General features: G+C 71.7%; 22 protein-coding genes. 6 read left to right on the forward strand and 16 right to left on the reverse strand.

From position 1 onward, the window contains the following. On the reverse strand, positions 1–494 hold a 494-nt coding region (locus ACFY8U_RS32085), incomplete at its 3' end, for an acyl-CoA dehydrogenase family protein (protein WP_389575720.1). Between the two features lie 125 nt (positions 495–619). On the opposite strand from ACFY8U_RS32085, the gene ACFY8U_RS32090 reads away from it, so the two are divergent. Then, positions 620–1,948, forward strand: coding sequence for a UDP-glucose dehydrogenase family protein (locus tag ACFY8U_RS32090; RefSeq protein ID WP_389575721.1), 1,329 nt, complete (start codon positions 620–622; stop codon positions 1,946–1,948). 59 nt (positions 1,949–2,007) lie between these two features. Here the strand turns inward: ACFY8U_RS32090 and ACFY8U_RS32095 are convergent, their stop codons facing one another. The 4 genes from ACFY8U_RS32095 to ACFY8U_RS32110 all read right to left on the reverse strand — a co-directional run bounded on the left by ACFY8U_RS32095 (position 2,008) and on the right by ACFY8U_RS32110 (position 6,294). Next, a complete protein-coding gene (locus ACFY8U_RS32095; protein WP_389575722.1) occupies positions 2,008–2,922 on the reverse strand; it encodes a membrane dipeptidase in 915 nt (304 codons plus the stop codon). A gap of 302 nt (positions 2,923–3,224) precedes the next feature. Next, complete coding sequence (locus ACFY8U_RS32100) at positions 3,225–4,409, reverse strand: dipeptidase (RefSeq protein ID WP_389575977.1); 1,185 nt, start codon at positions 4,407–4,409, stop codon at positions 3,225–3,227. A gap of 98 nt (positions 4,410–4,507) precedes the next feature. Then, entirely contained in the window at positions 4,508–5,038 is a 531-nt protein-coding gene (gene purE, locus ACFY8U_RS32105; RefSeq protein WP_361438702.1) for a 5-(carboxyamino)imidazole ribonucleotide mutase, read from the reverse strand. Next, the gene (locus ACFY8U_RS32110; RefSeq protein WP_389575723.1) at positions 5,035–6,294 is read right to left on the reverse strand and encodes a 5-(carboxyamino)imidazole ribonucleotide synthase; all 1,260 of its coding nucleotides are present in this window, start codon (positions 6,292–6,294) and stop codon (positions 5,035–5,037) included. Before ACFY8U_RS32110 ends, purE begins: the two co-directional genes overlap by 4 nt. Before the next feature lie 43 nt (positions 6,295–6,337). Between ACFY8U_RS32110 and ACFY8U_RS32115 the strand changes: the two genes are divergently transcribed. Beyond that, positions 6,338–6,856: a GtrA family protein gene (locus tag ACFY8U_RS32115; protein WP_389575724.1), complete on the forward strand. Its 519-nt coding sequence runs from the start codon at positions 6,338–6,340 to the stop codon at positions 6,854–6,856. A gap of 90 nt (positions 6,857–6,946) precedes the next feature. Here the strand turns inward: ACFY8U_RS32115 and ACFY8U_RS32120 are convergent, their stop codons facing one another. Beyond that, positions 6,947–8,218: an ATP-binding protein gene (locus ACFY8U_RS32120; protein WP_361601245.1), complete on the reverse strand. Its 1,272-nt coding sequence runs from the start codon at positions 8,216–8,218 to the stop codon at positions 6,947–6,949. A 284-nt stretch (positions 8,219–8,502) separates the two neighbouring features. Further along, positions 8,503–9,180, reverse strand: coding sequence for a response regulator transcription factor (locus ACFY8U_RS32125; RefSeq protein ID WP_260230159.1), 678 nt, complete (start codon positions 9,178–9,180; stop codon positions 8,503–8,505). 426 nt (positions 9,181–9,606) lie between these two features. On the opposite strand from ACFY8U_RS32125, the gene ACFY8U_RS32130 reads away from it, so the two are divergent. Next, entirely contained in the window at positions 9,607–11,124 is a 1,518-nt protein-coding gene (locus ACFY8U_RS32130; RefSeq protein ID WP_389575725.1) for a peptide MFS transporter, read from the forward strand. An 82-nt stretch (positions 11,125–11,206) separates the two neighbouring features. On the opposite strand, the gene ACFY8U_RS32135 is transcribed toward ACFY8U_RS32130, so the two are convergent. The 6 genes from ACFY8U_RS32135 to ACFY8U_RS32160 all read right to left on the reverse strand — a co-directional run bounded on the left by ACFY8U_RS32135 (position 11,207) and on the right by ACFY8U_RS32160 (position 16,219). Then, entirely contained in the window at positions 11,207–12,508 is a 1,302-nt protein-coding gene (locus tag ACFY8U_RS32135) for a hypothetical protein (protein ID WP_389575726.1), read from the reverse strand. Between the two features lie 14 nt (positions 12,509–12,522). Next, complete coding sequence (locus ACFY8U_RS32140) at positions 12,523–13,602, reverse strand: hypothetical protein (RefSeq protein ID WP_389575727.1); 1,080 nt, start codon at positions 13,600–13,602, stop codon at positions 12,523–12,525. Next, positions 13,599–14,462, reverse strand: a complete 864-nt coding sequence (locus ACFY8U_RS32145; protein ID WP_389575728.1) for a hypothetical protein — start codon at positions 14,460–14,462, stop codon at positions 13,599–13,601. Before ACFY8U_RS32145 ends, ACFY8U_RS32140 begins: the two co-directional genes overlap by 4 nt. Further along, positions 14,462–15,145 carry a peptidase gene (locus ACFY8U_RS32150; RefSeq protein WP_389575729.1) on the reverse strand — a complete coding sequence of 228 codons (684 nt, stop codon included), beginning with the start codon at positions 15,143–15,145 and terminating at the stop codon, positions 14,462–14,464. Before ACFY8U_RS32150 ends, ACFY8U_RS32145 begins: the two co-directional genes overlap by 1 nt. 134 nt (positions 15,146–15,279) lie before the next feature. Further along, positions 15,280–15,753 carry an ATP-binding protein gene (locus tag ACFY8U_RS32155; protein WP_389575730.1) on the reverse strand — a complete coding sequence of 158 codons (474 nt, stop codon included), beginning with the start codon at positions 15,751–15,753 and terminating at the stop codon, positions 15,280–15,282. 97 nt (positions 15,754–15,850) lie between these two features. Continuing rightward, a complete protein-coding gene (locus ACFY8U_RS32160) occupies positions 15,851–16,219 on the reverse strand; it encodes an STAS domain-containing protein (RefSeq protein WP_361601230.1) in 369 nt (122 codons plus the stop codon). 209 nt (positions 16,220–16,428) lie between these two features. On the opposite strand from ACFY8U_RS32160, the gene ACFY8U_RS32165 reads away from it, so the two are divergent. From ACFY8U_RS32165 to ACFY8U_RS32175, 3 genes are all read left to right on the forward strand, one after another. Then, positions 16,429–17,340 (forward strand): RNA polymerase sigma factor SigF, encoded by a 912-nt coding sequence (locus tag ACFY8U_RS32165; protein ID WP_389575731.1) that lies wholly within the window; start codon positions 16,429–16,431, stop codon positions 17,338–17,340. Between the two features lie 121 nt (positions 17,341–17,461). Continuing rightward, positions 17,462–18,634, forward strand: a complete 1,173-nt coding sequence (locus ACFY8U_RS32170) for a DegT/DnrJ/EryC1/StrS family aminotransferase (protein WP_389575732.1) — start codon at positions 17,462–17,464, stop codon at positions 18,632–18,634. Continuing rightward, the gene (locus ACFY8U_RS32175; RefSeq protein WP_389575733.1) at positions 18,627–20,705 is read left to right on the forward strand and encodes a lipopolysaccharide biosynthesis protein; all 2,079 of its coding nucleotides are present in this window, start codon (positions 18,627–18,629) and stop codon (positions 20,703–20,705) included. Before ACFY8U_RS32170 ends, ACFY8U_RS32175 begins: the two co-directional genes overlap by 8 nt. 63 nt (positions 20,706–20,768) lie before the next feature. Here the strand turns inward: ACFY8U_RS32175 and ACFY8U_RS32180 are convergent, their stop codons facing one another. From ACFY8U_RS32180 to ACFY8U_RS32190, 3 genes are all read right to left on the reverse strand, one after another. Further along, a complete protein-coding gene (locus ACFY8U_RS32180; protein WP_389575734.1) occupies positions 20,769–22,193 on the reverse strand; it encodes a hypothetical protein in 1,425 nt (474 codons plus the stop codon). A gap of 148 nt (positions 22,194–22,341) precedes the next feature. Continuing rightward, positions 22,342–23,406, reverse strand: coding sequence for a glycosyl hydrolase (locus ACFY8U_RS32185; RefSeq protein WP_389575735.1), 1,065 nt, complete (start codon positions 23,404–23,406; stop codon positions 22,342–22,344). Beyond that, entirely contained in the window at positions 23,403–23,867 is a 465-nt protein-coding gene (locus ACFY8U_RS32190) for a hypothetical protein (protein ID WP_389575736.1), read from the reverse strand. The genes ACFY8U_RS32185 and ACFY8U_RS32190 overlap by 4 nt, the downstream gene beginning before the upstream one ends. Between the last annotated feature and the right edge of the window lie 78 nt (positions 23,868–23,945).

Here is a 23,945-nt window from a genome sequence, read left to right on the forward strand (position 1 = left end):
TTGGTGATCCACCGCTTGACGCCGTTGAGGACCCAGAAGTCGCCGTCACGCACCGCGCGGGTCTTCATCCCGGCGGCGTCGGAGCCGGCGTCCGGCTCGGACAGGGCGTAGGAGAACATCGCCTCGCCCTTGGCGAGGGGGCCGAGGTACTTCTTCTTCAGCTCCTCCGAACCGGACAGGATCACCGGGAGCGAGCCGAGCTTGTTGACCGCCGGGATCAGCGAGGACGAACCGCAGGCGCGGGCGACCTCCTCGATCACGATCACCGTCGCCAGCGCGTCCGCGCCGGCGCCGCCGTAGGACTCCGGAACGTGCACCGCGTGCAGGTCGGCCGCGACCAGCGCGTCCAGCGCCTCCTGGGGGAACCGGCCCTCCTCGTCGACCGCCGCCGCGAACGGCGTGATCTTCGCCTCCGCCAGCGCACGGACCGTCTCCCGGAGCATGTCGTGCTCCTCGGACAGGCGATACAGGTCGAAATCGGCAGAAGCCGCCATGCTCATTCACTCCCACATCTGCTAACTACCGTTAAGTAACACAAATGGTAGGGCGTGTCCGGGCCCCCGGCCAGGGCCCGACTATGCTCGGGCAGGCATTCCGCCCGACCTCACTGGAGTCCCGTATGGCCCTCAAGATCACCGTGATCGGCACCGGCTACCTCGGCGCCACGCACGCAGCGGCCATGGCGGAGCTCGGCTTCGAGGTGCTCGGCCTCGACGTCGTGCCCGAGAAGATCGAGCTGCTCGCCACCGGTCGCGTACCGATGTACGAGCCCGGCCTCGAGGAGCTGCTCTCCCGGCACGTCGCCGGGATCGAGGGGTCGACGGGGCGGCTGCGCTTCACCACCTCCTGGGAGGAGGTCGGCGCCTTCGGCGATGTGCACTTCGTCTGCGTCAACACCCCGCAGAAGCACGGCGAGTACGCGTGTGACATGAGCTACGTCGACGCGGCCTTCGGCTCGCTGGCCGGTGTGGTGCGCGAGGGCGCGCTGGTCGTCGGCAAGTCGACCGTGCCGGTCGGCTCCGCCGAGCGGCTCGCGGAACTGCTGCCGGAGGGCGTCGAGCTGGCCTGGAACCCGGAGTTCCTGCGCGAGGGCTTCGCGGTGAACGACACGCTCCACCCGGACCGTGTGGTCGCCGGCGTGCGGAGCGAGCGGGCGGAGAAGCTGCTGCGCGAGGTGTACGCCGGGCCGATCGGCGAGGGCACGCCCTTCGTGGTGACGGACTTCCCGACGGCGGAGCTGGTGAAGACCGCGGCGAACTCCTTCCTCGCGACCAAGATCTCCTTCATCAACGCGATGGCGGAGGTCTGCGAGGCCGCAGGCGGTGATGTCGCGAAGCTGGCGGAGGCGATCGGCTACGACGAGCGGATCGGGTCCAAGTTCCTGCGGGCCGGGATCGGCTTCGGCGGCGGCTGTCTTCCGAAGGACATCCGCGCGTTCATGGCGCGGGCGGGCGAGCTGGGCGCGGACCAGGCGCTGACCTTCCTGCGCGAGATCGACTCCATCAACATGCGGCGGCGCGGCCAGATGGTCGAGATGGCGCGGGACGCGGTCGGCGGAGGGTCGTTCCTCGGCAAGCGGGTCGCGGTGCTCGGCGCGACGTTCAAGCCGGACTCGGACGACGTACGGGACTCGCCGGCGCTGAACGTGGCCGGACAGATCCACCTCCAGGGCGGACAGGTCACGGTCTACGACCCGAAGGGCATGGCGAACGCCCGCCGGCTCTTCCCGACGCTGGGGTACGCGGAGTCGGCCCTGGACGCGGTACGCGGGGCGGACGTCGTGCTGCACCTCACCGAGTGGCGCGAGTTCCGCGACGAACTCGACCCGGCGGAGCTGGCCGGAGCGGTCGGCTCGCGAGTGATCCTGGACGGCCGCAACGCGCTGGACGCGACGCGGTGGCGCGACGCGGGCTGGACGTACCGCGCGATGGGGCGTCCGCGGGCGTAGCGAATCGTTCGGACCGGGAAAGGTCCCGCCTCCCTCGGGGGGCGGGACCTTTCCCGTAATCAGGCCGCGCGGCGCAGACGGGACGTGCGGGCGAGGAACTCCGCCTCCCGCAGGGTCCGCGTGGCGTTGTCGTGGGAGAGCCCGATCAGGTCACGGGCGGGCCAGTCGCGGCGCAGGAGCTCGGCGAAGAGCGGGGCGTAGCCGGCCGCCGGGTCCGTGGTGTGCGACAGGCCCACACAGTGCGGGCCCGCCAGGGCGCGGACGCGGTCGAGGGCGTCGGCGGTCGCCGTCAGGTCCTCGGTCACCGGGAGCATGCAGACGCCGCCGTTCTCGCCGAGCAGGCCTAGGACGTCGTCCGTCACCTCCTCCGGTTCCGCGCGGGTCAGCAGGACCGGGGCCCTGGTGAGCGCGAGGGTCCGGCGGGCCGTCTCCGGGTCGGCCCCGGAGAGGTCCACGACGAGCCCGAGGCGGTTCACCTCCCGTACGGCCTCGCGGGCGAAGCCGTCGAAGCGGGTGAGGCTGACGGCCCGTACCCCGAGCGCGTGGTACGCCCGGACCGCGGCGATCGAGCCGGCGAGCGCCGACCAGCTCACCGGCCCCAGGAGCGCCGCGACCCGGCCGCAGTTGACGGCGTGGCCCATCTCGGCGGTGCTCTGGGCGAGGCGCAGCTCCTCGGGGTAGGCGGAGACGAGCGCGCGGAGCCCGTCGATCCGGCGCAGCGTGCCGACGACGCCCTCGTCGCGCAGGGACCAGAGCTGCGCCCCGGCCTCCGCCGCCCGCACCGGCGCAGGGTCCTCGGGATCGAACACGTGGGGTGGGATCGTGTGCCCCTCGACGACGGGCTGCGCGGCGAGCAGTGCCTGCGCACGGGTCAACTCGTCGAGAGGCAGCGGTTGTTCGGGGGCGTCTAGGTCATCGGATGCGGCACCGGTGTGCTCGACGGCGAAGGGATGGTGATCTTCAAGATCTGCCATGGCGTAACAACTCCGAACTGAACGAGGCAGTACCGCCCACCGTGGCACGAAGCCCCTTGTGACGAGCGGTGGAGTAGGCCGTTCGGGGGAGGCGTGAGCGCTCGGTCGTCCGTGGCCGTGATCCACTCCGCGCCGACGCCGTACGCCGGTCGCTCAGCGGCCGGGGCCCGTCGTCTCGGCTGCGGGAGCCGGCGGGCGGCGCCTACGGGACGCGGCGCGGCCGGCCCTGGACCGAGCGCTCCCGGTTCGACGGAGCGCGAACCGGGAGCGGGGCGCCATCGGCCCGCGGGACTGACGTCCCGTCACGACCCTTGCGCGTCCAGGGAGTCGATCGTCGCGTTCGACGGTCCGCGGCGGGCGCGCAGGTCGCGGGAGACCGCCTCGGCGTCGCGCAGGACGCGGACCGTGTTGGACCACGTCAGCTTCGCCAGGTCGGCGTGGGACCAGCCGCGGTGGAGGAGCTCGGCGATCAGGTTCGGATAGCCCGCGACGTCGTCGAGGCCGGCCGGTGTGAACGCCGTACCGTCGTAGTCGCCGCCGATGCCGATGTGATCGACGCCGGCAACCTCGCGCATGTGGTCGAGGTGGTCCGCCACCGTCGCCGCGGTGGCGATCGGGCGCGGGTTCTCGGCCTCGAAGGCGCGGTGGAGCTTCATCGCCTCGGCGGTGGTGTCGAGGTGGTGGAAGCCGTGCGCCCGCAGGTTGTCGTCCGCGCGGGCCGTCCACTCGACGGCGGCGGGCAGGATGAACTTCGGTACGAACGTGGCCATCGCGACCCCGCCGTTCCCCGGCAGCCGCTCCAGCACGTCGTCCGGGATGTTCCGCGGGTGGTCGCAGATGGCGAGCGACGAGGAGTGCGAGAAGATCACCGGCGCGACGGAGGTGTCCAGCGCGTCCCGCATCGTCGTCGCGGCGACGTGCGAGAGGTCGACGAGGACGCCGGTGCGGTTCATCTCCCGGACGACCTCGTGGCCGAACGGCGAGAGCCCGCCGACGCCCGGCTCGTCGGTCGCCGAGTCGGCCCACGCGGTGTTGTCGTTGTGCGTGAGCGTCATGTAGCGCACGCCCAGGGTGTGCAGCGCGCGCAGGGTGGCGAGGGAGTTGTTGAGGGAGTGGCCGCCCTCGGCGCCCTTGAGGGACGCGATACGGCCCTGCTTCCGCGCCGACTCCATGTCGTCCGCGGTCAGGGCGGGGGCCAGCTCGCCCGCGTACCGCTCCAGGAGCTGGTCGACGACGTCGATCTGCTCCAGGGTGGCGCTGACCGCGTCGTCCCCGGTCAGCTCCGTGGAGACGTACACCGACCAGAACTGCGCGCCGACGCCGCCGGCCCGCAGCCGGGCGAGGTCGGTGTGGAGCGCGCCGGTCTGGTCGGCCGCGATGTCGAGCCGGTCCAGGTCGTATCCGGCGTTCTTGCGCAGCGCCCAGGGGAGATCGTTGTGGCCGTCGACGACGGGGTGGTCCGCCAGCAGTTCGAGGGCTTCCGCCAGGCGTTCCGACGCGCCCGCCGAAACGCCTGCCGGCGTACCCGTCGAAGCGCCCGTCGAAGCACCTGCCGACGCGCCTGCCGGCGTGCTCGCCGGGCGGCTCACTTGGCGAAGCCGAACGACTCCGAGCCCTCGACCTTGGCCCGCAGCCGCTTGCCCTTCTCGGTCGCCTGGTCGTTCAGCTCCTGCTGGAACTCCCGCATCCTGCCGAGCAGTTCGGCGTCGTGCGTGGCGAGGATCCGGGCCGCGAGCAGACCGGCGTTGCGCGCGCCGCCGACGGAGACCGTGGCCACCGGCACACCGGCCGGCATCTGCACGATGGAGAGGAGCGAGTCCATGCCGTCGAGGTACTTCAGCGGGACCGGTACGCCGATGACCGGGAGCGGGGTCACCGAGGCGAGCATCCCGGGGAGATGGGCGGCGCCGCCGGCGCCCGCGATGATCGCCTTCAGACCGCGGTCGGCGGCCTCCTCGCCGTACGCGACCATCTCGCGCGGCATCCGGTGCGCGGAGACGACGTCGACCTCGTACGCGATCTCGAACTCGTCCAGGGCCTGCGCCGCGGCCTCCATGACGGGCCAGTCGGAGTCGGATCCCATGACGATGCCTACGACGGGGCTCACAGGGCTCATTCGGTGATCGTTCCTCGCAGATAGCCGGCGGCGTGACGCGCGCGCTCCAGCACGTCGTCCAGGTCGTCGCCGTAGGTGTTGACGTGCCCCACCTTGCGGCCGGGCTTCACGTCCTTGCCGTACATGTGGATCTTGAGCTGGGGGTCACGGGCCATGCAGTGCAGGTAGGCGTAGTACATGTCCGGGTAGTCCCCGCCCAGCACATTGCACATGACCGTCCACGGGGCGCGCGGGCGCGGATCGCCCAGCGGGAGGTCGAGGACGGCGCGGACGTGGTTGGCGAACTGCGAGGTGATCGCCCCGTCCTGGGTCCAGTGACCGGAGTTGTGCGGACGCATGGCGAGCTCGTTGACGAGGATCCGGCCGTCGCGCGTCTCGAACAGCTCCACGGCGAGGTGCCCGACGACGTCGAGTTCCTTGGCGATCCGCAGGGCGAGCTCCTGCGCCTGGCCGGCCAGCTCGTCGGACAGGTTCGGCGCGGGCGCGATCACGGTGTCACAGACGCCGTCGACCTGCCGGGACTCGACGACCGGGTAGGCGACGGCCTGGCCGTGCGGGGAGCGGACGATGTTCGCCGCCAGCTCGCGCGTGAAGTCGACCTTCTCCTCGGCGAGGACCCGGACGCCCGCCCGGAACGGGTCCTGGGCGTCCTCCTCCGTACGGACGAACCAGACGCCCTTGCCGTCGTAGCCGCCGCTGACGGTCTTGAGGATGATCGGGAAGCCGCCGACCTCGGCCGCGAAGGCCGCCGCGTCCGCCGGATCGGCGACGATCCGGTGGCGGGGGCTCGGTGCGCCGATCTCGTCGAGCTTCGCGCGCATCACCCCCTTGTCCTGGGCGTGCACCAGCGCGGCAAGCCCGGGGCGGACGACGACGCCGTCCTCCTCCAGGGCGCGCAGATGTGCGGCCGGGACGTGTTCGTGATCGAACGTGATCACGTCACAGCCACGCGCGAAGTCACGCAGCGTAGCCAGGTCGCGATAGTCGCCGAGGACGACCTCGCTCACCACCTGGGCCGCCGAATCCTGCGGGGTGTCACTGAGCAGCTTGAACTTGATACCGAGGGGGATGCCCGCCTCGTGGGTCATACGGGCGAGCTGACCGCCACCGACCATACCGACTACCGGGAACGTCACCCTCTTAGGGTATCCGCACCATCCGGTGAGCCCTCCCCGCCTGTGCTTTACGACAGCGGAACCGGATTTTCCGAGGTTTGCAATCTCCTCGGGCGGGTCACTGGTGGTGCTGGTTAGCATGGCTTGGTTGACGAAACCGAACGGACGGGGCTGAGCAATCACCATGAGTGAACGAAGCGCACTGCGTGTGCGGCTTGACCGGCTCACACGTGAGTTCGCCAAGTTCGGAGCGGTCGGTGGTGTCGGCCTTCTGGTGGACCTCGGGGTCTTCAACCTCGTCCGCCATGTGACGGAGCTTCCCGTCGTCCGGGCGAGCGTCATCGCCACGGTCGTGGCGATCGGGTTCAACTATCTGGGCTTCCGGTACTTCACCTACCGGGACCGCGACAAGAGCAGCCGGACGAAGGAGCTGACGCTCTTCCTGCTCTTCAGCGTCGCGGGTCTGGTGATCCAGAACGGCATTCTCTACGCGGCGACGTACGGCTTCGGCTGGGACACCCCGCTGCAGAGCAACGTCTTCAAGTTCTTCGGGATCGGCGTCGCGACCCTGTTCCGCTTCTGGTCGTACCGCACGTGGGTGTTCCGGACGCTGCCGGCCCGGGAGGCCGTGCAGACCGCCGAATCGTTCCTGGAGCAGGCGCCGAAGCAGCCGACGAGGAAGCAGCCGGACCGGGTTCGCTGATTGCGGGGCGGGTGCGGCTGACCGCGTGGCGGGAGCCGCTGACCGCGTTGCGGGGGCCGACTGCTGTGGGGCGGGCGCTCGCCGGTGTGATCACCGGACGGGGCGGTCCCGCGCCTCCTCCCCGCGGCCTCTGACCTCGCGGCTCAGGAAGAGCGCGAAGACCGGCGGCTGCTGCTGGAGGAGCTCCAGCCGGCCGCCGTCCGCCTCCGCGAGATCCCGGGCGACGGCCAGACCGATGCCGGTGGAGCTGCGGCCGCTGACCGCCCGCTCGAAGATCCGCGCGCCGAGGTCGGCGGGGACGCCGGGGCCCTCGTCGGTGACCTCGATCACGGACTGGTTGCCGGTGACCCGGGTCCGCAGGGCGACGGTGCCGCCGCCGTGCATGAGGGAGTTCTCGATCAGCGCGGCGAGGACCTGGGCCACGGCCCCCGGGGTGCCGACCGCGCGCATGCCCTGCTTGCCCGAGTGGACGATGGCGCGGCCGGCGCTGCGGTAGGCGGGGCGCCACTCCTCGATCTGCTGCTTGATGACCTCGTCGAGGTCGAAGGCGAGGGCGGAGCCGGTGCGGGGGTCGCGGGAGTTCGTCAGCAGCCGCTCGACGACGTCGGTGAGCCGCTCGACCTGCGTGAGCGCGATCGTCGCCTCCTCCTTGACCGTGTGGAGGTCGTCGGCGACGGCGACCTCCTCCAGGCGCATCGAGAGCGCCGTGAGGGGCGTACGGAGCTGGTGCGAGGCGTCCGCGGCGAGCCGGCGCTCGGCGGTGAGCATCCGGGCGATGCGCTCGGCGGACGCGTCGAGGACGTCGGCGACCCGGTCCAGCTCCGGGACCCCGTACCGCTTGTGGCGCGGGCGCGGATCACCGGACCCGAGGCGCTCGGCGGTCTCGGCGAGGTCCGTGAGCGGGGACGTCAGCTTGTTCGCCTGCCGTACGGCGAGGAGGACGGCGGCCACGACGGCGAGGAGGGCCACGGCGCCGATGATCAGCAGGGTGCGGGCGACCTCGCTGGTGATCGTGGAGCGGGACTCCTCGACGGTCACGGTCTCGCCGCGCTCGCCCTCGGCGCTGCCGCGGATGACGCTGCCCTCGGGGCGGGTGCCGATCTCGATGGGGGCGCGGCCGGGGATCTCGATCAGGGCGTACCGCTTGGCGCCGCTCTGCTCGGCGAGGATGTCGGGGTTGACGGGTTCCCCGCCGAAGAGCCGGCTGTCGACGATGGAGACGAGCCGGAGGGCCTCGGAGTCCACGCTCTCCTGGGCGCTGGAGGAGATCGTGCGCGTCTCGACGATGACGAGGGAGACCCCGAAGACGGCGATGACGACGAGGACGACGGCGAGGGTGGAGTTGATCAGACGACGACGCACGGGGCCCTCCGGACGGGCGGTGTAGAGGCACCCCCGAGCCTACGGCGACGCCCCGTCTTCACATGCCAGGGAGTCCGGCCGGCGGGGGGGGTAGGCGCCTCCCGGCGCGGCAGCGCCCGGCCCAGCGAGCCGGTGCCTCCCGGCCGGGGTCCGGCCGCCCGGCACGGCGGGCCGGCATCTCCCGGCGCGGGGGCCAGTGCCGCCAGGCTCGGGTGCCGGGCCGCGCCGCGGCGGCCGACCGGCCCAGCGCGCCGGCGCGGCGCGGGGGTCCGGCCCAGCGGGCGTCAGCTCTTCTCGAAGCGGAAGCCGACGCCGCGGACCGTTGCGATGTAGCGGGGGTTCGCCGCGTCGTCGCCCAGCTTCTTGCGGAGCCAGGAGATGTGCATGTCCAGCGTCTTCGTCGAGGACCACCACGTGGTGTCCCAGACCTCCCGCATCAGCTGGTCGCGGGTGACCACGCGGCCCGCGTCGCGGACCAGGACCCGGAGGAGGTCGAACTCCTTCGCCGTGAGCTGGAGCTCCTCGTCGCCCATCCACGCGCGGTGCGACTCGACGTCGATCCGGACGCCGTGCGTGGCCGGGGCGACCGCCGGTTCCGTGGAGCCGCGCCGGAGCAGGGCCCGGACCCGGGCGAGAAGTTCGGCGAGGCGGAACGGCTTCGTCACGTAGTCGTCGGCGCCGGCGTCGAGCCCGACCACCGTGTCGACCTCGTCCGCACGGGCCGTCAGGACCAGGATCGGAACCGTGTGACCCTCGGAGCGCAGCCGCCGGGCGACCTCCAGGCCGTCCATGCCGGGCAGCCCGAGGTCGAGCACCACGAGGTCGACGCCGCCCTGGAGTCCGGCGTCGAGCGCGGTCGGTCCGTCCTCCCGCACCTCGACCTCGTACCCCTCTCTGCGCAGCGCGCGAGCCAGCGGCTCCGAGATGGATGCGTCGTCCTCGGCGAGCAGTACACGGGTCATGGAGTGATGGTAGTCCGCACGGTGGACACCCAGGGGCATGATCCACAGGGTCGCCCGGGCCCCTGCGGATCAAGGCGGGTAACCTGCACATGACCTTCGAATAGCGCCTGTTGGTTCCTTCGTCACCTGTGATCCATCTCTCAAGTCCTTCCATATCCGGCACTCTCGTGTCGTATGGTGGCGAGACGTCTGTAGCGGTAATCGGGGACCTTTGGCTCGCTAAGTGCGCCAAAGGTCTCTTTTCTGCACGAGGTCGGCATCGCCAACCTTGAGACGGCGAACGACCTGTGGGCCGGGTTCCGTGGCGCGATACAGCGTCCCGGGGCGTGGATCCCGGCGGGGTGCGACCACTCCCGCCGGTGCCGGCCTCCCCCACCGGGCGCACCACGCTCACAAGGCGCGCGTCCCGACAGAGCAAGGATCGACATGGCGTCCAGCCTGACGACGGCTTCGACCGGAACCCCTGGTTCCGAGAAGACGTTCCTCGGCCACCCCCGCGGCCTGGCCACCCTCTTCTTCACCGAGATGTGGGAGCGCTTCTCCTACTACGGCATGAGGGCTCTCCTCGTCCTGTACCTGGTCTCCGGAGGCGCGGACGCCGCGACCGGCAGCCAGGGTGGCGGCCTCGCGATGACGGCGGCCACGGCAACGGCGATCTACTCCGTCTATGTCTCGATGGTCTACCTGATGGCCATGCCGGGCGGCTGGTTCGGCGACCGAGTCTGGGGCGCCCGGAAGACCGTCACGATCGCCGGCTTCGTCATCATGGCCGGTCACGCCTCGCTGGCCCTGCCCGGACAGGCGATGTTCTTCGTCGGCCTGGCGCTCGTCGCCGCCGGCTCCGGTCTGCTGAAGGCCAACATCTCGACGATGGTCGGCCACCTCTACAACGGCCCGGACGACCCGCGTCGTGACGGTGGCTTCACCCTCTTCTACATCGGCATCAACCTGGGTGCGTTCGTGGCGCCCTTCGTCGTCGGCACCGTCGGCGAGAAGGTCAACTGGCACCTGGGCTTCGCCCTGGCCGCCGTCGGCATGGGCCTCGGCCTCGCCTGCTTCCTGGCCTTCACCAAGAGCCTGAGCCCGACGAGCAACATCGTCCCGAACCCGCTCTCCTCCGAGGAGAAGAAGCGGATCCTGGTCAAGGCCTCGCTCGTCGTCGTGCTCGCCGCCGCCTTCTACGGCGTGATCGTCGCCCTCGACGTCTTCACCCTGAACTGGGCCCTGGTCCCGCTCACCCTCGCCGGTCTGCTCATCCCGGTCGCCGTCCTGGCCCGCATCAAGCGCGACAAGGACCTCGACAAGTCCGAGCAGTCGAAGATGAACGGCTACATCTGGTTCTTCGTCGCCGCCGCCATCTTCTGGATGATCTACGACCAGGGTGGCTCCACCCTGTCGCTGTTCGCCGACTCCAAGACCGGCACGCTCTTCGGCTTCGACCCGTCGGCCACCTGGTACCAGGCGCTCAACCCCATGTTCGTCATGGCACTGGCCCCGGTCTTCGCCTTCCTGTGGCTGTGGCTGGCCCGTAAGAACCAGGAGCCGAACACCATCGTGAAGTTCGCGATGGGCCTGGTCCTGGTCGGCGCCTCCTTCTTCGTCTTCATCGTCCCGATGGGCATGGCGGGCGACGGCTCCCTGGTCTCCCCGATGTGGCTCGTCTCGATCTACATGATCCAGACCATCGGTGAGCTGTGCCTGTCCCCCGTGGGCCTCTCCGTCACCACGAAGATGGCGCCGAAGAAGTACGCCTCGCAGATGATGGGCGTCTGGTTCCTCGCCGTCACCGCCGGTGACTGCACCACGGGCCTGCTCTCGCTCGCCGGTGTGGACCTCAACGGCACCGGGATCATCGCCCTGCAGGCGGCTCTCGCCGTCGGCGCCGGCTTCGCGGTCTACATGTACCGCAAGAAGGTCCAGGCGCTCATGGGCGGCGTCCACTGACGCCTCGCACCCCGCGCGCCTGAGGGCCGCCGCACCGGTCTCGGTGCGGCGGCCCTCAGCCGTTTCCGTAGGTTCCGGCAGGTCAGCGCCTCAGCCGCGCCCACGGGGTGAACGTGAACACCGCGCCGCCGAGCAGGATCACCGTGCCCGCGACCAGGGCGAGGGCGCGCAGCGCGCCGTCGTCCTCGGCGCCCGTCTCGGCGAGCCCGCCGCCCGAGCCGGCCGAGCCGGAGCCCGCAGAGCCGGAGCCGCCGCCGGACGCCGCGTCACCGCCGCCCGCCGCGCCGCCGTCCTGCTTGGTCGTGTCGAGCTCCAGTGAGGCCTGGACGGCGCCCTTGACCTGGCAGGGGATCACGATCGGCGAACCGCCGAGCGAGACGTTGATGGTCAGGGTGCCGGGGCTGAGCGTGGACTTGCCGCTCGCGCCGGGTTTGTACGTGCCCTTCATGTCCGGCAGGTCGACCGGCTTGCCCTGCTCCAGCGGGGCGGCGTTCGCCGGGCCCTCGACCTTGACCGTGCCGCTGTCCGCACCGCCGATCTTGACGGCCATGGACGGCTTGAGCGCACCCGCGGGCAGCGGGGCGGGGCTGTTCATGACGCCCTTGGCGGTCTTGACCGTGAGGTCGTAGGAGCCGCCGCTCTTCTTGGCGTTGACGGTGACCTTGGAGGTGATGTTCGCCGGGCCGGGCGACTGGCAGGAGAACTGGACCGAGACCTCCTTGCCGGTGAAGTCGGTCTGCCCCCCGCCGCCCCCGGAGGCGCTTCCGCCGGACGTGGTCGTGCCACCGGACGTCGTGGTGCCGCCGGACGTGGTCGTGCCACCGGACGTGGTCGTGCCGCCCGTCGTGGTTCCCCCGCCCGCCGACACCTTGATCGTCGCCCCGACCGGCACCGTCTCCTTCGGCGAACACTTCGTGTCCGTGGACATCGGCTTCGAGACGTTGATGGTGTATTTGTCCGGCGTCAGCGTGATCTCGCCGGCCTTCTCCAGCTTCAGCTTGCCCTTCATGTCCGGCAGCACCATCGGGCTGTTCTTCGGGATCGCCGGGTTCTGGCGCGGTCCTTCCATGTTCAGCGTGCCGCTCGCCGCGCCGCCGACCTTGATGACGCCGGTCGGCTTCACCGTGTCCTTCTCCAGGTCGAGGATGTCGGGGTTCTTCGACGCGGCCGCGACCGTCTTCCAGACGATCTCGACCTCGTCACCGACCTTGGCCTCCGCGGGTGCGGTGATCTGCACCTTCGTGGTGCCCTGCACCGGCGGAAGGCCGGAGATGGACGGCGGAATGCACTCGGTCTTGTACGCGACCTCGGCGGCCTGAGCGGGGCTGGCGGCCAGCATGATCCCCGCGCCGCCGAGCATCAGCGCGACTCCCGCCGCGCTCATCCTCCGTTGCGTGCTCACTGATGTCCCTTCGTCGTCGGGCTGTGCTCTGACGGTGCGGACGGTGCGGAGTCCGGGGTGAACCACGGCAGGACCGCGGTCGTCGTGGTTTCGTCCCGCTCGGGGACGGGGCCGGGTCGGGGGATACGTACGAGAGCGCGTCGGCGGCGGTGTCCGGAGCGGGCCCCGGCGGAGCCGCCCGGCCGGACCCGGTCCACCACCGCCATGCCGACCCGGAAGACCGCGGCCGGGACGACCACGGCGAGGAGCAGCCAGAAGAGCGTCACGCCCCAGGGCCGGCCGACCCCCCACGGATGGTCGACCAGGACCTTGCCGGCGTACTTCACCGACACCTCGTAGTCGCCGTGCGCGCCCGCCGACAGCTCGACGGGCAGCTTGATCCGGGCCTTCTTGCCGGGCTCGATCGTGCCGCGCCACTGCCGTTCCTCGTACTGCGGCGAGAAGACGCCGTGGCTCGTGCCGACCTGGAAGACCGGGTCCTTGACGGGGGTCTGGCCGAGGTTGCCGACGGTGAAGACGACCTCGCGGCGGGCGGGCGCGCCGAACCAGACGAGGACCCCGCTGGAGCCTTCGAGGCGTACGGAGGCGAGCACGGCCAGTCTGCCGACGCCGGAGGCCTCGGGGAGCGGGGCGGTCGGATGGCCGGCGACCGTGAACGCCACGTCCACGACGTCCTGTTGGCCGGTGACTGCAGCGACGTGCACGACGCAGGGGCACGGCTTGGGCGGCTCGGCGACCGGCATCTTCTGGCTGAAGGCGCCCTTGGCGTCGACGGTGGCGGCCCGGCCGAGGGTGTTGGCGCAGGAGTTGGTGCCGCCGATGACGCCCTTCCCCGGCGCGCCCTGACCGCAGATCAGCAGCATGAGCAGCGCGCCCGGCTTCCACCCGGCCCCGCTCACGGTGATCTCGCCGCCCTTGCCGCCCTCGGTCTGCGACAGTGCGACGGTGGGCCCGGGAGCGGCCGCCCGGGCCGCGGTCGGCAGGAGGGTGAGCGTGAGCGCGGCGAGGATGAGTCCCACGCCCGCCACCGCCCAAAGGCTCCGGGCCGCCGCCCGTCCCGTACCGCTCGTGCTCATCGGTCCGCTCCTGCCGTCACGTCCGCCAACTGGGGTTGCTCCACAGGCAATCCGGGCTCCCGTACGGCCCGGGCGCGGCGTCTTCGGGCCGTGAGCGCCGCCGCCACCGCCGCCGCGACCAGGGCGGCCGCGCCGACGGCGAGCGCGCCGCCGGAGACGAACACGCGCTCCGCGCGGGCTTCCGCCGCCGGTGCGCCGGAGGCGTCCGCCCGGACGCGGACCGTGACCGAGTCGAGTGCGGGCGGGTCGGGCCAGGCTTCGGTGCGGGTGAGGCGTTCGCCGGGGCGGAGGGTGAGCCCGAGGGGCCGGGCGGGGCGGTCGAGCACCGTCCCGAAGGCGCCGTCGGCGCGCAGGGACAGGCGCGGCGCGATGACCGTGCTGCCCCGGTTGACCAGGGTGTAGTGCACGGTGCCCGAGCCGTAGAGCCGTACATGCTCGACCGTGAGCGCCGCGAGGCTCGGCCCGCTCACCCGTAGATGCACCGGCACCCGCACCTCGCGTCCGCCTGCCGCCGCGGTCACCGAACCCCGGTGGTCGCCGGGGGCGGTGTCCGCCGTGACGGTGAGGGCGAACGGCACGTCCGCCCGCGTCCGCGCCGGGACCGTCACCGTCCGTGCGGCGAAGGCGAGCGGGGCGCCCTGCCCGCTCAGCCGTACGGTGAGCGGGCGCGCGCCCGGGTTGCTCACGGAGAGCGTGTCCTGGAGGACGCTGCCCGCCGCGCCTTCGAGATAGACGTACGGCCGTCCCGCCGCCGCCTCCGCCGTCCATGCCGGCGGTGTGGGCGCGGGCATGGGCGCCGCCGCCACCGCCCCGAGCAGCGCGGCGACGGCGGTCAGGGGCCCGGCCCACGCCCTCCGCATCAGCGTGCCGTGCGCCGCGTGAGCCAGAGCACGCCGGCCGCGCCGGTCAGGAGCACCGTGCCGCCGAGGGTGCCGAGCGCCGTGGCGGAGTCGAGCGGGCCGGTCTTCGGCAGCTCGCCCCCGCTCGTGGACTCCGTTCCCCCGGAGTCGGAGCCGGTGTCCGAGGAGCCGCCGGCAACCGTGACGTCGAGTTCGAGCGACGGCGCGGGGTTGTTCCTGGGGGTGCAGACGGCCGCGTCCATGCCGAGCGCGTGGACGGTGAGCAGCCCGGCTGTGAAGGTGACCTTGCCGCTCTTCCTCGGTGTGTACGTGCCCGTCAACTGCCCTATCTTGATCGGTGTGTTGGGCGGAATGGCCGCCGTGTTCGGTGTCCCCTTGACCTTGAGCGTCCCCGTGTCGGCGCCACCGAGCTTCAGCTCGGCGCGCGGGGTCATGACGCCCTTGGGCAGTTCGATCGGGCTGTCCGAGACGCCCTTCTCGAAGGACATGGTGATGGCGTACGAGGAGCCGTTCTTGACGGCCTTGATGTCGACGGGCGAGACCGCGCCCTTGGGCCCGATCTTCGTCTCGCACGCGTAGTTCACATCGACGACGGCTGCCTGAGCGGCGGGGGCCGAGGCCAGGACCGCCGAGCCCGCCACGGCCGCTGCCAGCGTGAACGCTGCTCTCCTCCGGTACGGCACGATCCATGCACCCCTCACCGCGAAGTTACTGACGGCATATCAGATTGCGCGTCAAGGTACGCCTGGGGCGTTGAGGAGGGAAGACAAAGGGCGCACCGAAGTGCGCCCCTGATGGCCTGATCCGTGAGTGAGCGCTAGGCCGGGGCGGCCAGCTCCGCCCAGACCGTCTTGCCGGGGGCGCCCGCCGTGCGGTCGATCCCCCAGTCCAGGCAGAGTCGCTGCACGATGAACATGCCGTGGCCGCCCGGCCGCCCGGCGCGGTGCGGGGTGCGCGGTGCGGGCTGGCCGGCGCCGCGGTCGGTGACCTCCAGGCGCAGCACCTTGGCCCGGCGTACGACGCGCAGCCCCTCGGGGCCCTCGGCGTGCAGGCAGGCGTTGGTCACCAGCTCGGAGACGACGAGCAGGACGTCCTCGGCGGCGGCCCTGGCGTCGGCGGTCGCGGCCGGGAGCCAGCCCCAGTCGTACAGCGCGGTCCTGGTGAAGTCACGGGCGAGCGGAACGGTGCCGCTGGTGGCGCCGAGCGCGAGCGTGCGTACGTCGAGAACGCCGGCGTCCACGACCGGACCCACCGACTCCTCGACCTCCCTGCCACCGGCAGCAGTGTCCATCAGCGCTTTCACCTCACCGATTCACCAGACGGATTCACCAGACAACGGACCAAACCGGGGCTCTCCTGCCCGGTCCTCGGCCGACGACACACGCCGCTCAGTCGGGCAGTGCCGCCGCCAGCGATTCATGCACGGTAAAGACGACGTCCGCACCGGTGATCTCGAAGACTCTGGCCACCACCGGACGCATCCCCGTCAGATGGACGCCTCCCCCGGCGGCGTCCGCCTTCAGTCGTGCCCCGAGGAGCACGTTGAGGCCCGTGGAGTCGCAGAACTCGAGCCGTGAACAGTCGACCACGAGCCGTGAGCGTCCTGCGTCCAGTGCGTGGTCGAGTGGCGCACGCAACACCTCGGCCGTGTGGTGATCGAGCTCACCCACCGGAGTGAGGACCTCGGTCGCCCCCACGGTGCGGACCTCGACCCGCAGCCGTCCTGGCTGCGTGCTGCCGATGTGCTGGCGGTCCATGCCCGTGCCTCTTCTCGCTCTCGCGGATGCCGGTTGACGTGCCTGAACCATACAAGCGAGACGCCAAGGGTTGCACCCAAACACTGCAACAGACTGCCGCAAAACGGACAATTGGCACTTGCAACCAGGTGTGTCGAGCGGGTAGGGCTAGTAGAGAACATTCGGAACTGCCGGCTTGGAGGCGCCGCAAACCGCAGCAGGAAGAAACGATGGAGGAGACCATGTCACCCCGGCTCGACGCCACGCGTACCCACGACGCGCCGTCGGCAGAAGCAACTCCGCCCCCCACCCTCGCAGAACTTCCCGGGATCTCCGCGATCCCCGAGCTCCCCGAGATCGGGCCCTTCGACCAGGTCGCCCCGCTGGACGCGCGGGCCCTGTCGAAGACCCTGTTCGCCCGGCTCGACGCCCTCGAAGAGGGCACCCACGAGTACGCGTACGTCCGCAACACCCTGGTCGAACTCAACCTCGCCCTGGTCAAGTTCGCCGCCTCCCGGTTCCGCTCCCGCAGCGAGCCGATGGAGGACATCATCCAGGTCGGAACGATCGGCCTCATCAAGGCCATCGACCGCTTCGAGCTGGCCAGGGGCGTCGAGTTCCCCACCTTCGCGATGCCGACGATCGTCGGCGAGATCAAGCGCTTCTTCCGCGACACCTCGTGGTCCGTGCGCGTCCCGCGAAGGCTCCAGGAGCTCCGCCTCGACCTCGCCAAGGCCGGTGACGAACTCTCCCAGCGGCTCGACCGCGCACCGACCGTCGGCGAACTCGCCGAGGAACTGCAGCTGAGCCGCGACGAGGTCGTCGAGGGCATGGCGGCCAGCAACGCGTACACCGCGAGCTCGCTGGACGCCCAGCCCGAGGAGGACGACGGCGAGGGCGCGCTCGCCGACCGGATCGGCTACGAGGACCACGGGATCGAGGGCATCGAGTACATCGAGTCCCTCAAGCCGATGATCGCCTCGCTGCCGGCCAGGGACCGGCGCATCCTCTCCCTCCGCTTCGTCGCCGGCATGACCCAGTCGGAGATCGGCGAGGAGCTGGGCATCTCCCAGATGCACGTCTCCCGGCTGCTGTCGCGGACGCTGGGGCGGCTGCGCAAGGGGCTGACCCTGGAGGAGTGACCTCCGCCTCCCCCAAGAGCCTTGTGGAAAGGGCCCGTTCCTCACGGAACGGGCCCTTCTGCGTTATTGACGGGCCGCCCGGAATGGGACACATTGAGGCCGGGGTTCAGGGGGGAATCGCATGGTTTCTGCGTACGCGGAACTGGAAGAGCGCATGCGCGGCCGGCTCGGGGGCAGGGAGTGCCTCCATGTGCCGTCGTGCCGCTTCGGTCTCTATCTCGCGCTGCGCCACTGGTGCAGACCCGGCGGCCGGGTGCTGATGTCACCGGTCAACGACGACGTGATCTTCTTCGTCGTCCTCGCCGCCGGACTCCGTCCGGTACAGGCGCCGCTCGACCCTCGTGACGGCTCGATCGACACGGCCGCCGTGCCCGAGTCCCTCTGGAGCGGACTCTCCGCCGTCCTGACCACGAATCTGTACGGGAATCCCGACCCGGCTCCCGACCTGCGGGCCCGCTGCGACGCGTGGGGCATCCCGCTCCTGGAGGACGCGGCGCACGCCATCGGCTCGACGGTCGGGGGCCGTCCGGTCGGCACGTGGGGCGAGGCGTCCGTGTTCAGCCTCTCCAAGCACACCGGGGCGAAGACCGGGGGCTTCCTGGCCTTCGACGACCCGGCCCTGCGGGACGAACTGAGCGGCGCCCGGGACGAGTTGCTGCACCCTGCCCGCACTACCGCCGAACTGGCCTATCTCGTACGGCCGTACGCCGAGTCCACCGTCCGGGGACTGCGCCTGGTGAAGGCCGCGCACGCCACGCTGCGGCTCCTCGGGCGGCAGGAGCGCGAGGAGATCAGGATGCCGCTGCGGGCCGGCGAGCTGAAGCAGGCCCTCGCCGCCGCGCCGGGACTCGCGCCCTTCCACTCCTGGGTCCGCGTCGACATGCACGACTACCGCCTCGGCCCCGGCCCGGGCCGGCTGCGCCGTACGGAACGGCTCCTGGCCCGCCTGGACGCCACGCTCGCCGCGCACCGGGCAGGAACGGAGCAGCTGCTCGCGAGCGAGTGGGGCGGGCTCGACACGGGCCAGCCGCTCTTCCGGGTCCCGCTGCTCGTCGAGGACCGGAACGCGGCCGCCGCCGCGCTCGCCCGCCGCCGGATCGTCACCGGCTACCTCTACGACCCGCCGCTCGACACCTACGCGGGCGAGCTGTTCACCGACCTCTCCCCCGCCCCGGAACCGGCGTCCTGGTTCGCCCGTCACGCCCTGCCCGTGGATCCACGACGGGCCGGCGAGGTGATCGAGACGCTGCGCGCCGCGGGCGTCCGGCCGGTGCGGTACGGCGACCGTGGCTGAGACCGTCCGGCTGCGCGAGCCGGAGGGGGAGGAGCGGGACGGAAGCGGCTCGGACGGCCCGGCCCCGGGCGGCTCCGACGGCCGGGAGTCCGACGGCCATGACTCCGGCCACTCCGGCGCATCGGGCGAATCCGGCGGGGACTCCATGTTCCGCAACGCGTACGCGCTCATGCTCTCCACCGGCGTCTCGGCCGCGCTCGGGCTCGGGTTCTGGCTGGTCGCCGCCCGGTACTACTCCGAGGAGGCAGTCGGCCAGGGCTCCGCCGCCATCGCCGCGCAGCGCCTCCTCGCCTCCATCACGGCGACGACCATGATCGGCGCGGTCGTCCGCTACGTGCCCCGGGCCGGCCGCGCCACCGGCCCCCTGGTCGGGCGGATCTACCTGGTCAGCTCCGTCGTCGTCGCCCTGGCCTGCGGGCTCTTCCTGCTCACCCTTGACTGGTGGGGCCCCTCGTACGCACCGCTCGGCACGCTCTCCGCCGGGCTCTTCTTCACCGCCTCCTGCGTCGGCTGGGCGCTCCTCACCCTCCAGGACGGCGTCCTCACCGGCCTCAGGCGCGCCTTCTGGGTGCCGGTGGGCAACGCCGGCTTCTCCATCGGCAAGCTGCTCCTGCTGGCCGCCTTCGCCACCACGATGCCCGTCCTCGGCGTCTTCGTGTCCTGGTCGGCGGCGATCGCCCTCTCCGTCGTCCCGCTGGGCTGGCTCGTCTTCCGCCGCCTCATCCCCCGGCAGGCCCGCGCCGACCAGGACCGCGAGCCGCCCGCGATGCGCGAGATCGGCCGCTTCATGGCCGGGGACTCCGTCGGCGCGCTGTTCAGCCTCGCCATGATCAACCTGCTGCCGGTGATGGTCGCCGTCCGCTTCGACGCCGCGCACAACGCGTTCTTCTACACCGCGTACACCGTCGGCGGCACGATGGAGTTCATGGCCATCAACATGGCCTCCTCGCTCACCGCGCACGCCTCCCACAGCCCGGAGTCGCTCGCCGAGGGCGTACGCGGGGCGCTGCGGCGCATGGCGCTGCTGCTCGTCCCCGTCGTCCTCGTCCTGCTGGTCTTCGCGCCGTACATCCTCGCCCCGTTCGGCCCGGAGTACGCCGACCACGGCACGACGGTCCTGCGCCTGCTCGCCGCCGCCGCGCTCCCCCGCGTCGCCGTCGAGCTGTACATCGGCGTGCTGCGCGTCCAGGGGCGTACGGGCGCCCTCGCCGTCCTCCAGGGCGCGATGTGCGTCCTCGTCCTGGGCTCCGCCGCGCTGCTCCTCGGCCCGGTCGGGATCTCCGGCGCCGGGCTCGCGATGCTCGGCTCGATGACGCTGATGGCGGCGGCCTCGGCGCCGGGGCTGCGGGCGGCGCTGAGGGGCGGCCGGGAGGAGAGCGAGTACGGCACGACCTGGGCGCGGCGCGCCGCCGAGCGGGAGTGGACGCCCCGGGGGGCCTCCGCGGACACGGTCACACCGGCCTTCGGCCTCCCGGTGTACGTACCGCGGCCGCCGCGGCCGGATCCGCGGGCCGGGGAGGACGGGACCGGGACCTGGCTGTGGCTGCTCCTCGGTCTGTCGACCGGGCTCTTCTGGATCCCGCTCGTCCACGCGGAGGGCCTCGGCCTGGACCGGCTGTCCGGTACGGAGCTGATCGCCGCCCTGCCTCCGGTGACCCTCGCCGCCGGAATCCTGCTGGTCGTCCTGCACGGCGCCGTGGTGTCGCCGCGCCGGGTCCGGCCCCTGCTCGCCGCGACCGTCCTGCTCGCCACGTTCCTGGCCCTGCACACGGCGCCACCGCTGCTCGGCATCCACCCGGACGCGGCGGCGGGCCCCGGCACGGCCCTCGTGCCCGCCGGCGCCCTGGAGGCCCTGCCGATCGTCCTTCAGGCGCTGTGCCTGGGGCTCGCGGCCGTCCTGCTGCGCGTCCTCGGCGCGGGCGTCCGGGTCACGGCGTGCGCGGTGTGGGTCCTGGTGTGGGCGGGCTGGGCTGCCCAGCACGCCTTCGCGGCGGCCCCGCTGCCCGTCCTCCTGGGGGTGTGCGGAGCGACGATGACGGCGGTGGCGGTTCGGGGACTGCGGCGCCGCTGAGGATCTCGTGCGCGGGCATCGAACCGCCCCGGAGCCGACCGGGCTCCAGGGCGGTCCGGGTGATCAACCCGCTGCGGGGAACACGAAGAAGCCGGCGTCGGTGCTGAAGTAGCCGTAGCCGGGCTGCTTGGCGGAGAGCGGGACGCTGTCCTCGGGCAGGTCCTTCGCGAGGACCTTCTTCGTGGCGGCGTCGACCGCGAGCGCGGTCTCGTCGCCGTCCTCCGTCGTGCCGTACAGCACGCCGCCGTTCGGGGAGAAGCGCAGCGGCGTCATCGCCTTCTCGCCCTCCTTCTGCGCCCAGACCTCCTTGCCGTCCGCAGGCTGCCACACGGTGGAGCCTCGCTCGGTGGCGGCCGCGGCGAACCGGCGGTCCGGGGAGAAGACGGACGAACCCTCGGTGTTGATCGTGTCACCGGGGAAGTCGGCGTAGGAGTACTTCGTGGAGCCGCCGATCTGCTTGCCGCTCGCCAGCTCGTACGTCGCCGTGACCCAGGTGTCGGTCGCGAAGGCGCCGGCACCCCACGCGGTGAGGATCCGGCCGTCGCGGACGTCGAGGACGCGGATGCTGCCGCTGGTCCGCACGCCGTCGTCGTCCAGCTCCACGCCCTTGGGCGGCGTGACGTCCGCCGTGCTCCACACCTTCCTGCCGGTGGAGAGGTCGGACATGACGAGCTCTTCCGGCGCCGTCTCGTACGTGGATCCGTTCTCCACGTGGAAGGTGTACGTGCCGGTGATCAGCGGGGCGTGGCCCTGGCCGCCGTCGATGTCCTTGTTGCGGGGGTCGAACGAGCAGCTCGCCTGGTTCCCGCCGCAGGTGACCTTCCGGGGCTGTCCGCCGCCGATCGGGGTGAGCTGGAGGGTCGCCTGGTCCGCCTGCTCGATCAGGTGGCCCTCGTGGACGTGGAAGGGGGTGTCGCCCTTGTGCTCCGCCTTGCCCAGCTCGGCGCCGTCGCTTCCGTACACGGTGACCGTGACGGTCGTGGCCTCCGCACTCAGCCCGTCGGACTCCGTGGTGGCGCTGGTGCGCACCTCGAACGCCGGCACGCCGTCGCGCCAGGTGGTGGCGGCGACGTGCTCGGCCGTCACCTTGAGGGTCTTCCGCACGGCGCCGGTCTTCACATCGCGGAACTCCAGCTCGAGCGGCTCCGGTTCGCTGCTGGAGTGGAGGGTGCCCGTGGTGCCGTCGAGCGGTTCCTTCTCGAACTGCCCGCCCTGGGCGTAGTCGCCCGAGGCGCTCTTGACGAAGAGGAAGGTGTCACCGAGGTCGATGGGATCGGCGGCCGGCAGGCTCCACGCCTGCTTCGCGGCCAGGCCGGGTATCGCGGTGCCGCGGTAGACCGGGCCTTCGGCCTTCGGCGCCTTCTCGGGAGCCTCCGAACTCCCCTTCTCCTCCTGCTTGCCCGCCTCCGGACCGTCGGAGGATCCGCAGCCCGCGACGAGCCCGAGCGAGAGGACGAGGCCCGCGGCCATCACTGTGTACTTGTTCATATCCCCGTTGCTTTCCGCCTGTTACGCGTGGATGAGGGTGTTTCCGCAGGTCGGGCCCGCGTGATCACCACGCAGAAGCATAGGCTCACGCCCGGCGCGCCGCGGGTGGCACCGTCGAAGGCGTGACGAGGGTCGGCGAGGCCGCCCCTCAGCCCCGTGGCACCGGCTGGTTGAAGTACGGGGCGGCGCCCGCGGCCTTGTAACCCTCAAGGGCGGGGCCGGAGTTGACGGTCAGGTCGCAGTTCGGACCCGGCACGGGCCGGTTCCAGTGGACGTACGCGCGGACCTTCGGCAGTTTCGGGGCGACCTCGGGGATGTCGGCGTACCACTCCCGCTGCCGCTCCGGCCGCCGTGGATCGGGCGCGGTGGAGAACTCAGACAGCATGATGGGCTTGTCCGCGGAGAGGTTCGCCCGCAGCCACTCGTAGCTCGGGCGCTGACTGGCCTCGAAGTCCAGCCAGTTGGGCGACTTGTGGCACAGGTAGTAGTTGTACTGGTCCATGCCGATCCAGTCGACGTACGCGTCCCCCGGGTAGAGCGCCTTCATCGTATCCTTGTTGCCGAGATAGCCGGACACGGTCCACACCCACACCACGTTCGTCACACCCAGCTTCTCGAAGCGGTCGCGCAGGTGGCGGTAGGCGGCGACGTACTCGGCCGGGGTCCCGGCGCCCTCCTTGATGCGGAAGTCGGTCTCCTGGTCGAAGGAGAAGAAGACCCGCTTGCCGTACGCCTTGATGCGTTTCGCCTGTGGATCGATGATCGACTCGTCGTACATCCCGGAGGCGATGTTCTTCCAGCCGAGCTGGTTCTCGCTCCAGTTGGCGTGGTGCTTCTCCTTCCAGACGGTGGACTCCCAGGCCAGCATCAGCAGCCGGTCGCGGCCGAGCTCCTGCTCGTCGGCGGTGAGGAGTTCGCCGTCGACCGGGTTCCCCGACATGTCGTGGTACGTGTAGACGAGGTCGAGCCTGCGGCCGATCTTCCTCTCCAGGGCGTACACGGGCTCGGTGAGCGAGCTGTCCTTGTCGTACGGGACGTAGGCGCCCCACCACGCGCCGCACGGCGTGACGAGCTTGGCGTCGGGGGCGCAGCGGTCGTCGGCGCCGCCGGTCCGGCTGCTGTAGACGCCGATCGCGGCGGCGAGCGCCCCGACGGCGGCGAGGGCGACGGCCATGTGGGCGCGCCGCTGCGGTGTCCCATGGCGTCCCGTCATCGCCCGTCACCGGGCTTTCGTTTGGCCCGCGGCCGGCTCCCGGCCCAGCCGAGGATCTTCCGGGTGCGCGGTCCGCCGGTCCGCCGTGGCTCGCGCTCGACGGCACCCCTCGTGGCCGCGGGCAGCGGGACGCCCGGCAGGGCGGCGACGACGGTCACGAAGACCGCGAGCGAGACGAGGAACGCGGTCGTGGAGAAGCCCTTGACCAGGAAGAGCGAGGTCGCGGCGAGCGCGGCCAGCGACAGGCTGACGGGGGCGGCGAGCGCGAGCGCCTCCAGACGGGCGCCGGGCCGCAGCCCGCTCGGCTGCGGGTGGAGCAGCGCGAGGCCCGGCACGAGGGTCACGAAGGCGAGGACGGGGATCCAGCGCAGCGGGGAGCCGCCGGGCAGCGCGGTGGCGCCGAGCGCGAGCCAGCCGGAGGCCGCCAGGCCCGCTCTGAGCCGGAGGTGTGCGAGGGGCATGGCGTACTCCCGTGATCGGTCGGGTCGGGGCGTGTGGGGGCTCGGAAGCCGGACGGTCGGCTCGGGGCGGTGACAGCG

This window comes from Streptomyces sp. NPDC012508 (genome assembly GCF_042902595.1).
Classification (GTDB): domain Bacteria; phylum Actinomycetota; class Actinomycetes; order Streptomycetales; family Streptomycetaceae; genus Streptomyces.

What these genes read in the sequence shown, in the direction of transcription:
- ACFY8U_RS32090 (WP_389575721.1), top strand. Translation starts at nt 620, where the DNA reads ATGGCCCTCAAGATCACCGTGATCGGCACCGGCTACCTCGGCGCCACG.
- ACFY8U_RS32095 (WP_389575722.1), bottom strand. Translation starts at nt 2,922, where the DNA reads ATGGCAGATCTTGAAGATCACCATCCCTTCGCCGTCGAGCACACCGGT.
- purE (WP_361438702.1), bottom strand. Translation starts at nt 5,038, where the DNA reads ATGAGCCCTGTGAGCCCCGTCGTAGGCATCGTCATGGGATCCGACTCC.
- ACFY8U_RS32110 (WP_389575723.1), bottom strand. Translation starts at nt 6,294, where the DNA reads ATGCTAACCAGCACCACCAGTGACCCGCCCGAGGAGATTGCAAACCTC.
- ACFY8U_RS32115 (WP_389575724.1), top strand. Translation starts at nt 6,338, where the DNA reads ATGAGTGAACGAAGCGCACTGCGTGTGCGGCTTGACCGGCTCACACGT.
- ACFY8U_RS32125 (WP_260230159.1), bottom strand. Translation starts at nt 9,180, where the DNA reads ATGACCCGTGTACTGCTCGCCGAGGACGACGCATCCATCTCGGAGCCG.
- ACFY8U_RS32130 (WP_389575725.1), top strand. Translation starts at nt 9,607, where the DNA reads ATGGCGTCCAGCCTGACGACGGCTTCGACCGGAACCCCTGGTTCCGAG.
- ACFY8U_RS32135 (WP_389575726.1), bottom strand. Translation starts at nt 12,508, where the DNA reads ATGAGCGCGGCGGGAGTCGCGCTGATGCTCGGCGGCGCGGGGATCATG.
- ACFY8U_RS32140 (WP_389575727.1), bottom strand. Translation starts at nt 13,602, where the DNA reads ATGAGCACGAGCGGTACGGGACGGGCGGCGGCCCGGAGCCTTTGGGCG.
- ACFY8U_RS32145 (WP_389575728.1), bottom strand. Translation starts at nt 14,462, where the DNA reads ATGCGGAGGGCGTGGGCCGGGCCCCTGACCGCCGTCGCCGCGCTGCTC.
- ACFY8U_RS32155 (WP_389575730.1), bottom strand. Translation starts at nt 15,753, where the DNA reads ATGGACACTGCTGCCGGTGGCAGGGAGGTCGAGGAGTCGGTGGGTCCG.
- ACFY8U_RS32160 (WP_361601230.1), bottom strand. Translation starts at nt 16,219, where the DNA reads ATGGACCGCCAGCACATCGGCAGCACGCAGCCAGGACGGCTGCGGGTC.
- ACFY8U_RS32165 (WP_389575731.1), top strand. Translation starts at nt 16,429, where the DNA reads ATGGAGGAGACCATGTCACCCCGGCTCGACGCCACGCGTACCCACGAC.
- ACFY8U_RS32170 (WP_389575732.1), top strand. Translation starts at nt 17,462, where the DNA reads ATGGTTTCTGCGTACGCGGAACTGGAAGAGCGCATGCGCGGCCGGCTC.
- ACFY8U_RS32180 (WP_389575734.1), bottom strand. Translation starts at nt 22,193, where the DNA reads ATGAACAAGTACACAGTGATGGCCGCGGGCCTCGTCCTCTCGCTCGGG.
- ACFY8U_RS32185 (WP_389575735.1), bottom strand. Translation starts at nt 23,406, where the DNA reads ATGACGGGACGCCATGGGACACCGCAGCGGCGCGCCCACATGGCCGTC.
- ACFY8U_RS32190 (WP_389575736.1), bottom strand. Translation starts at nt 23,867, where the DNA reads ATGCCCCTCGCACACCTCCGGCTCAGAGCGGGCCTGGCGGCCTCCGGC.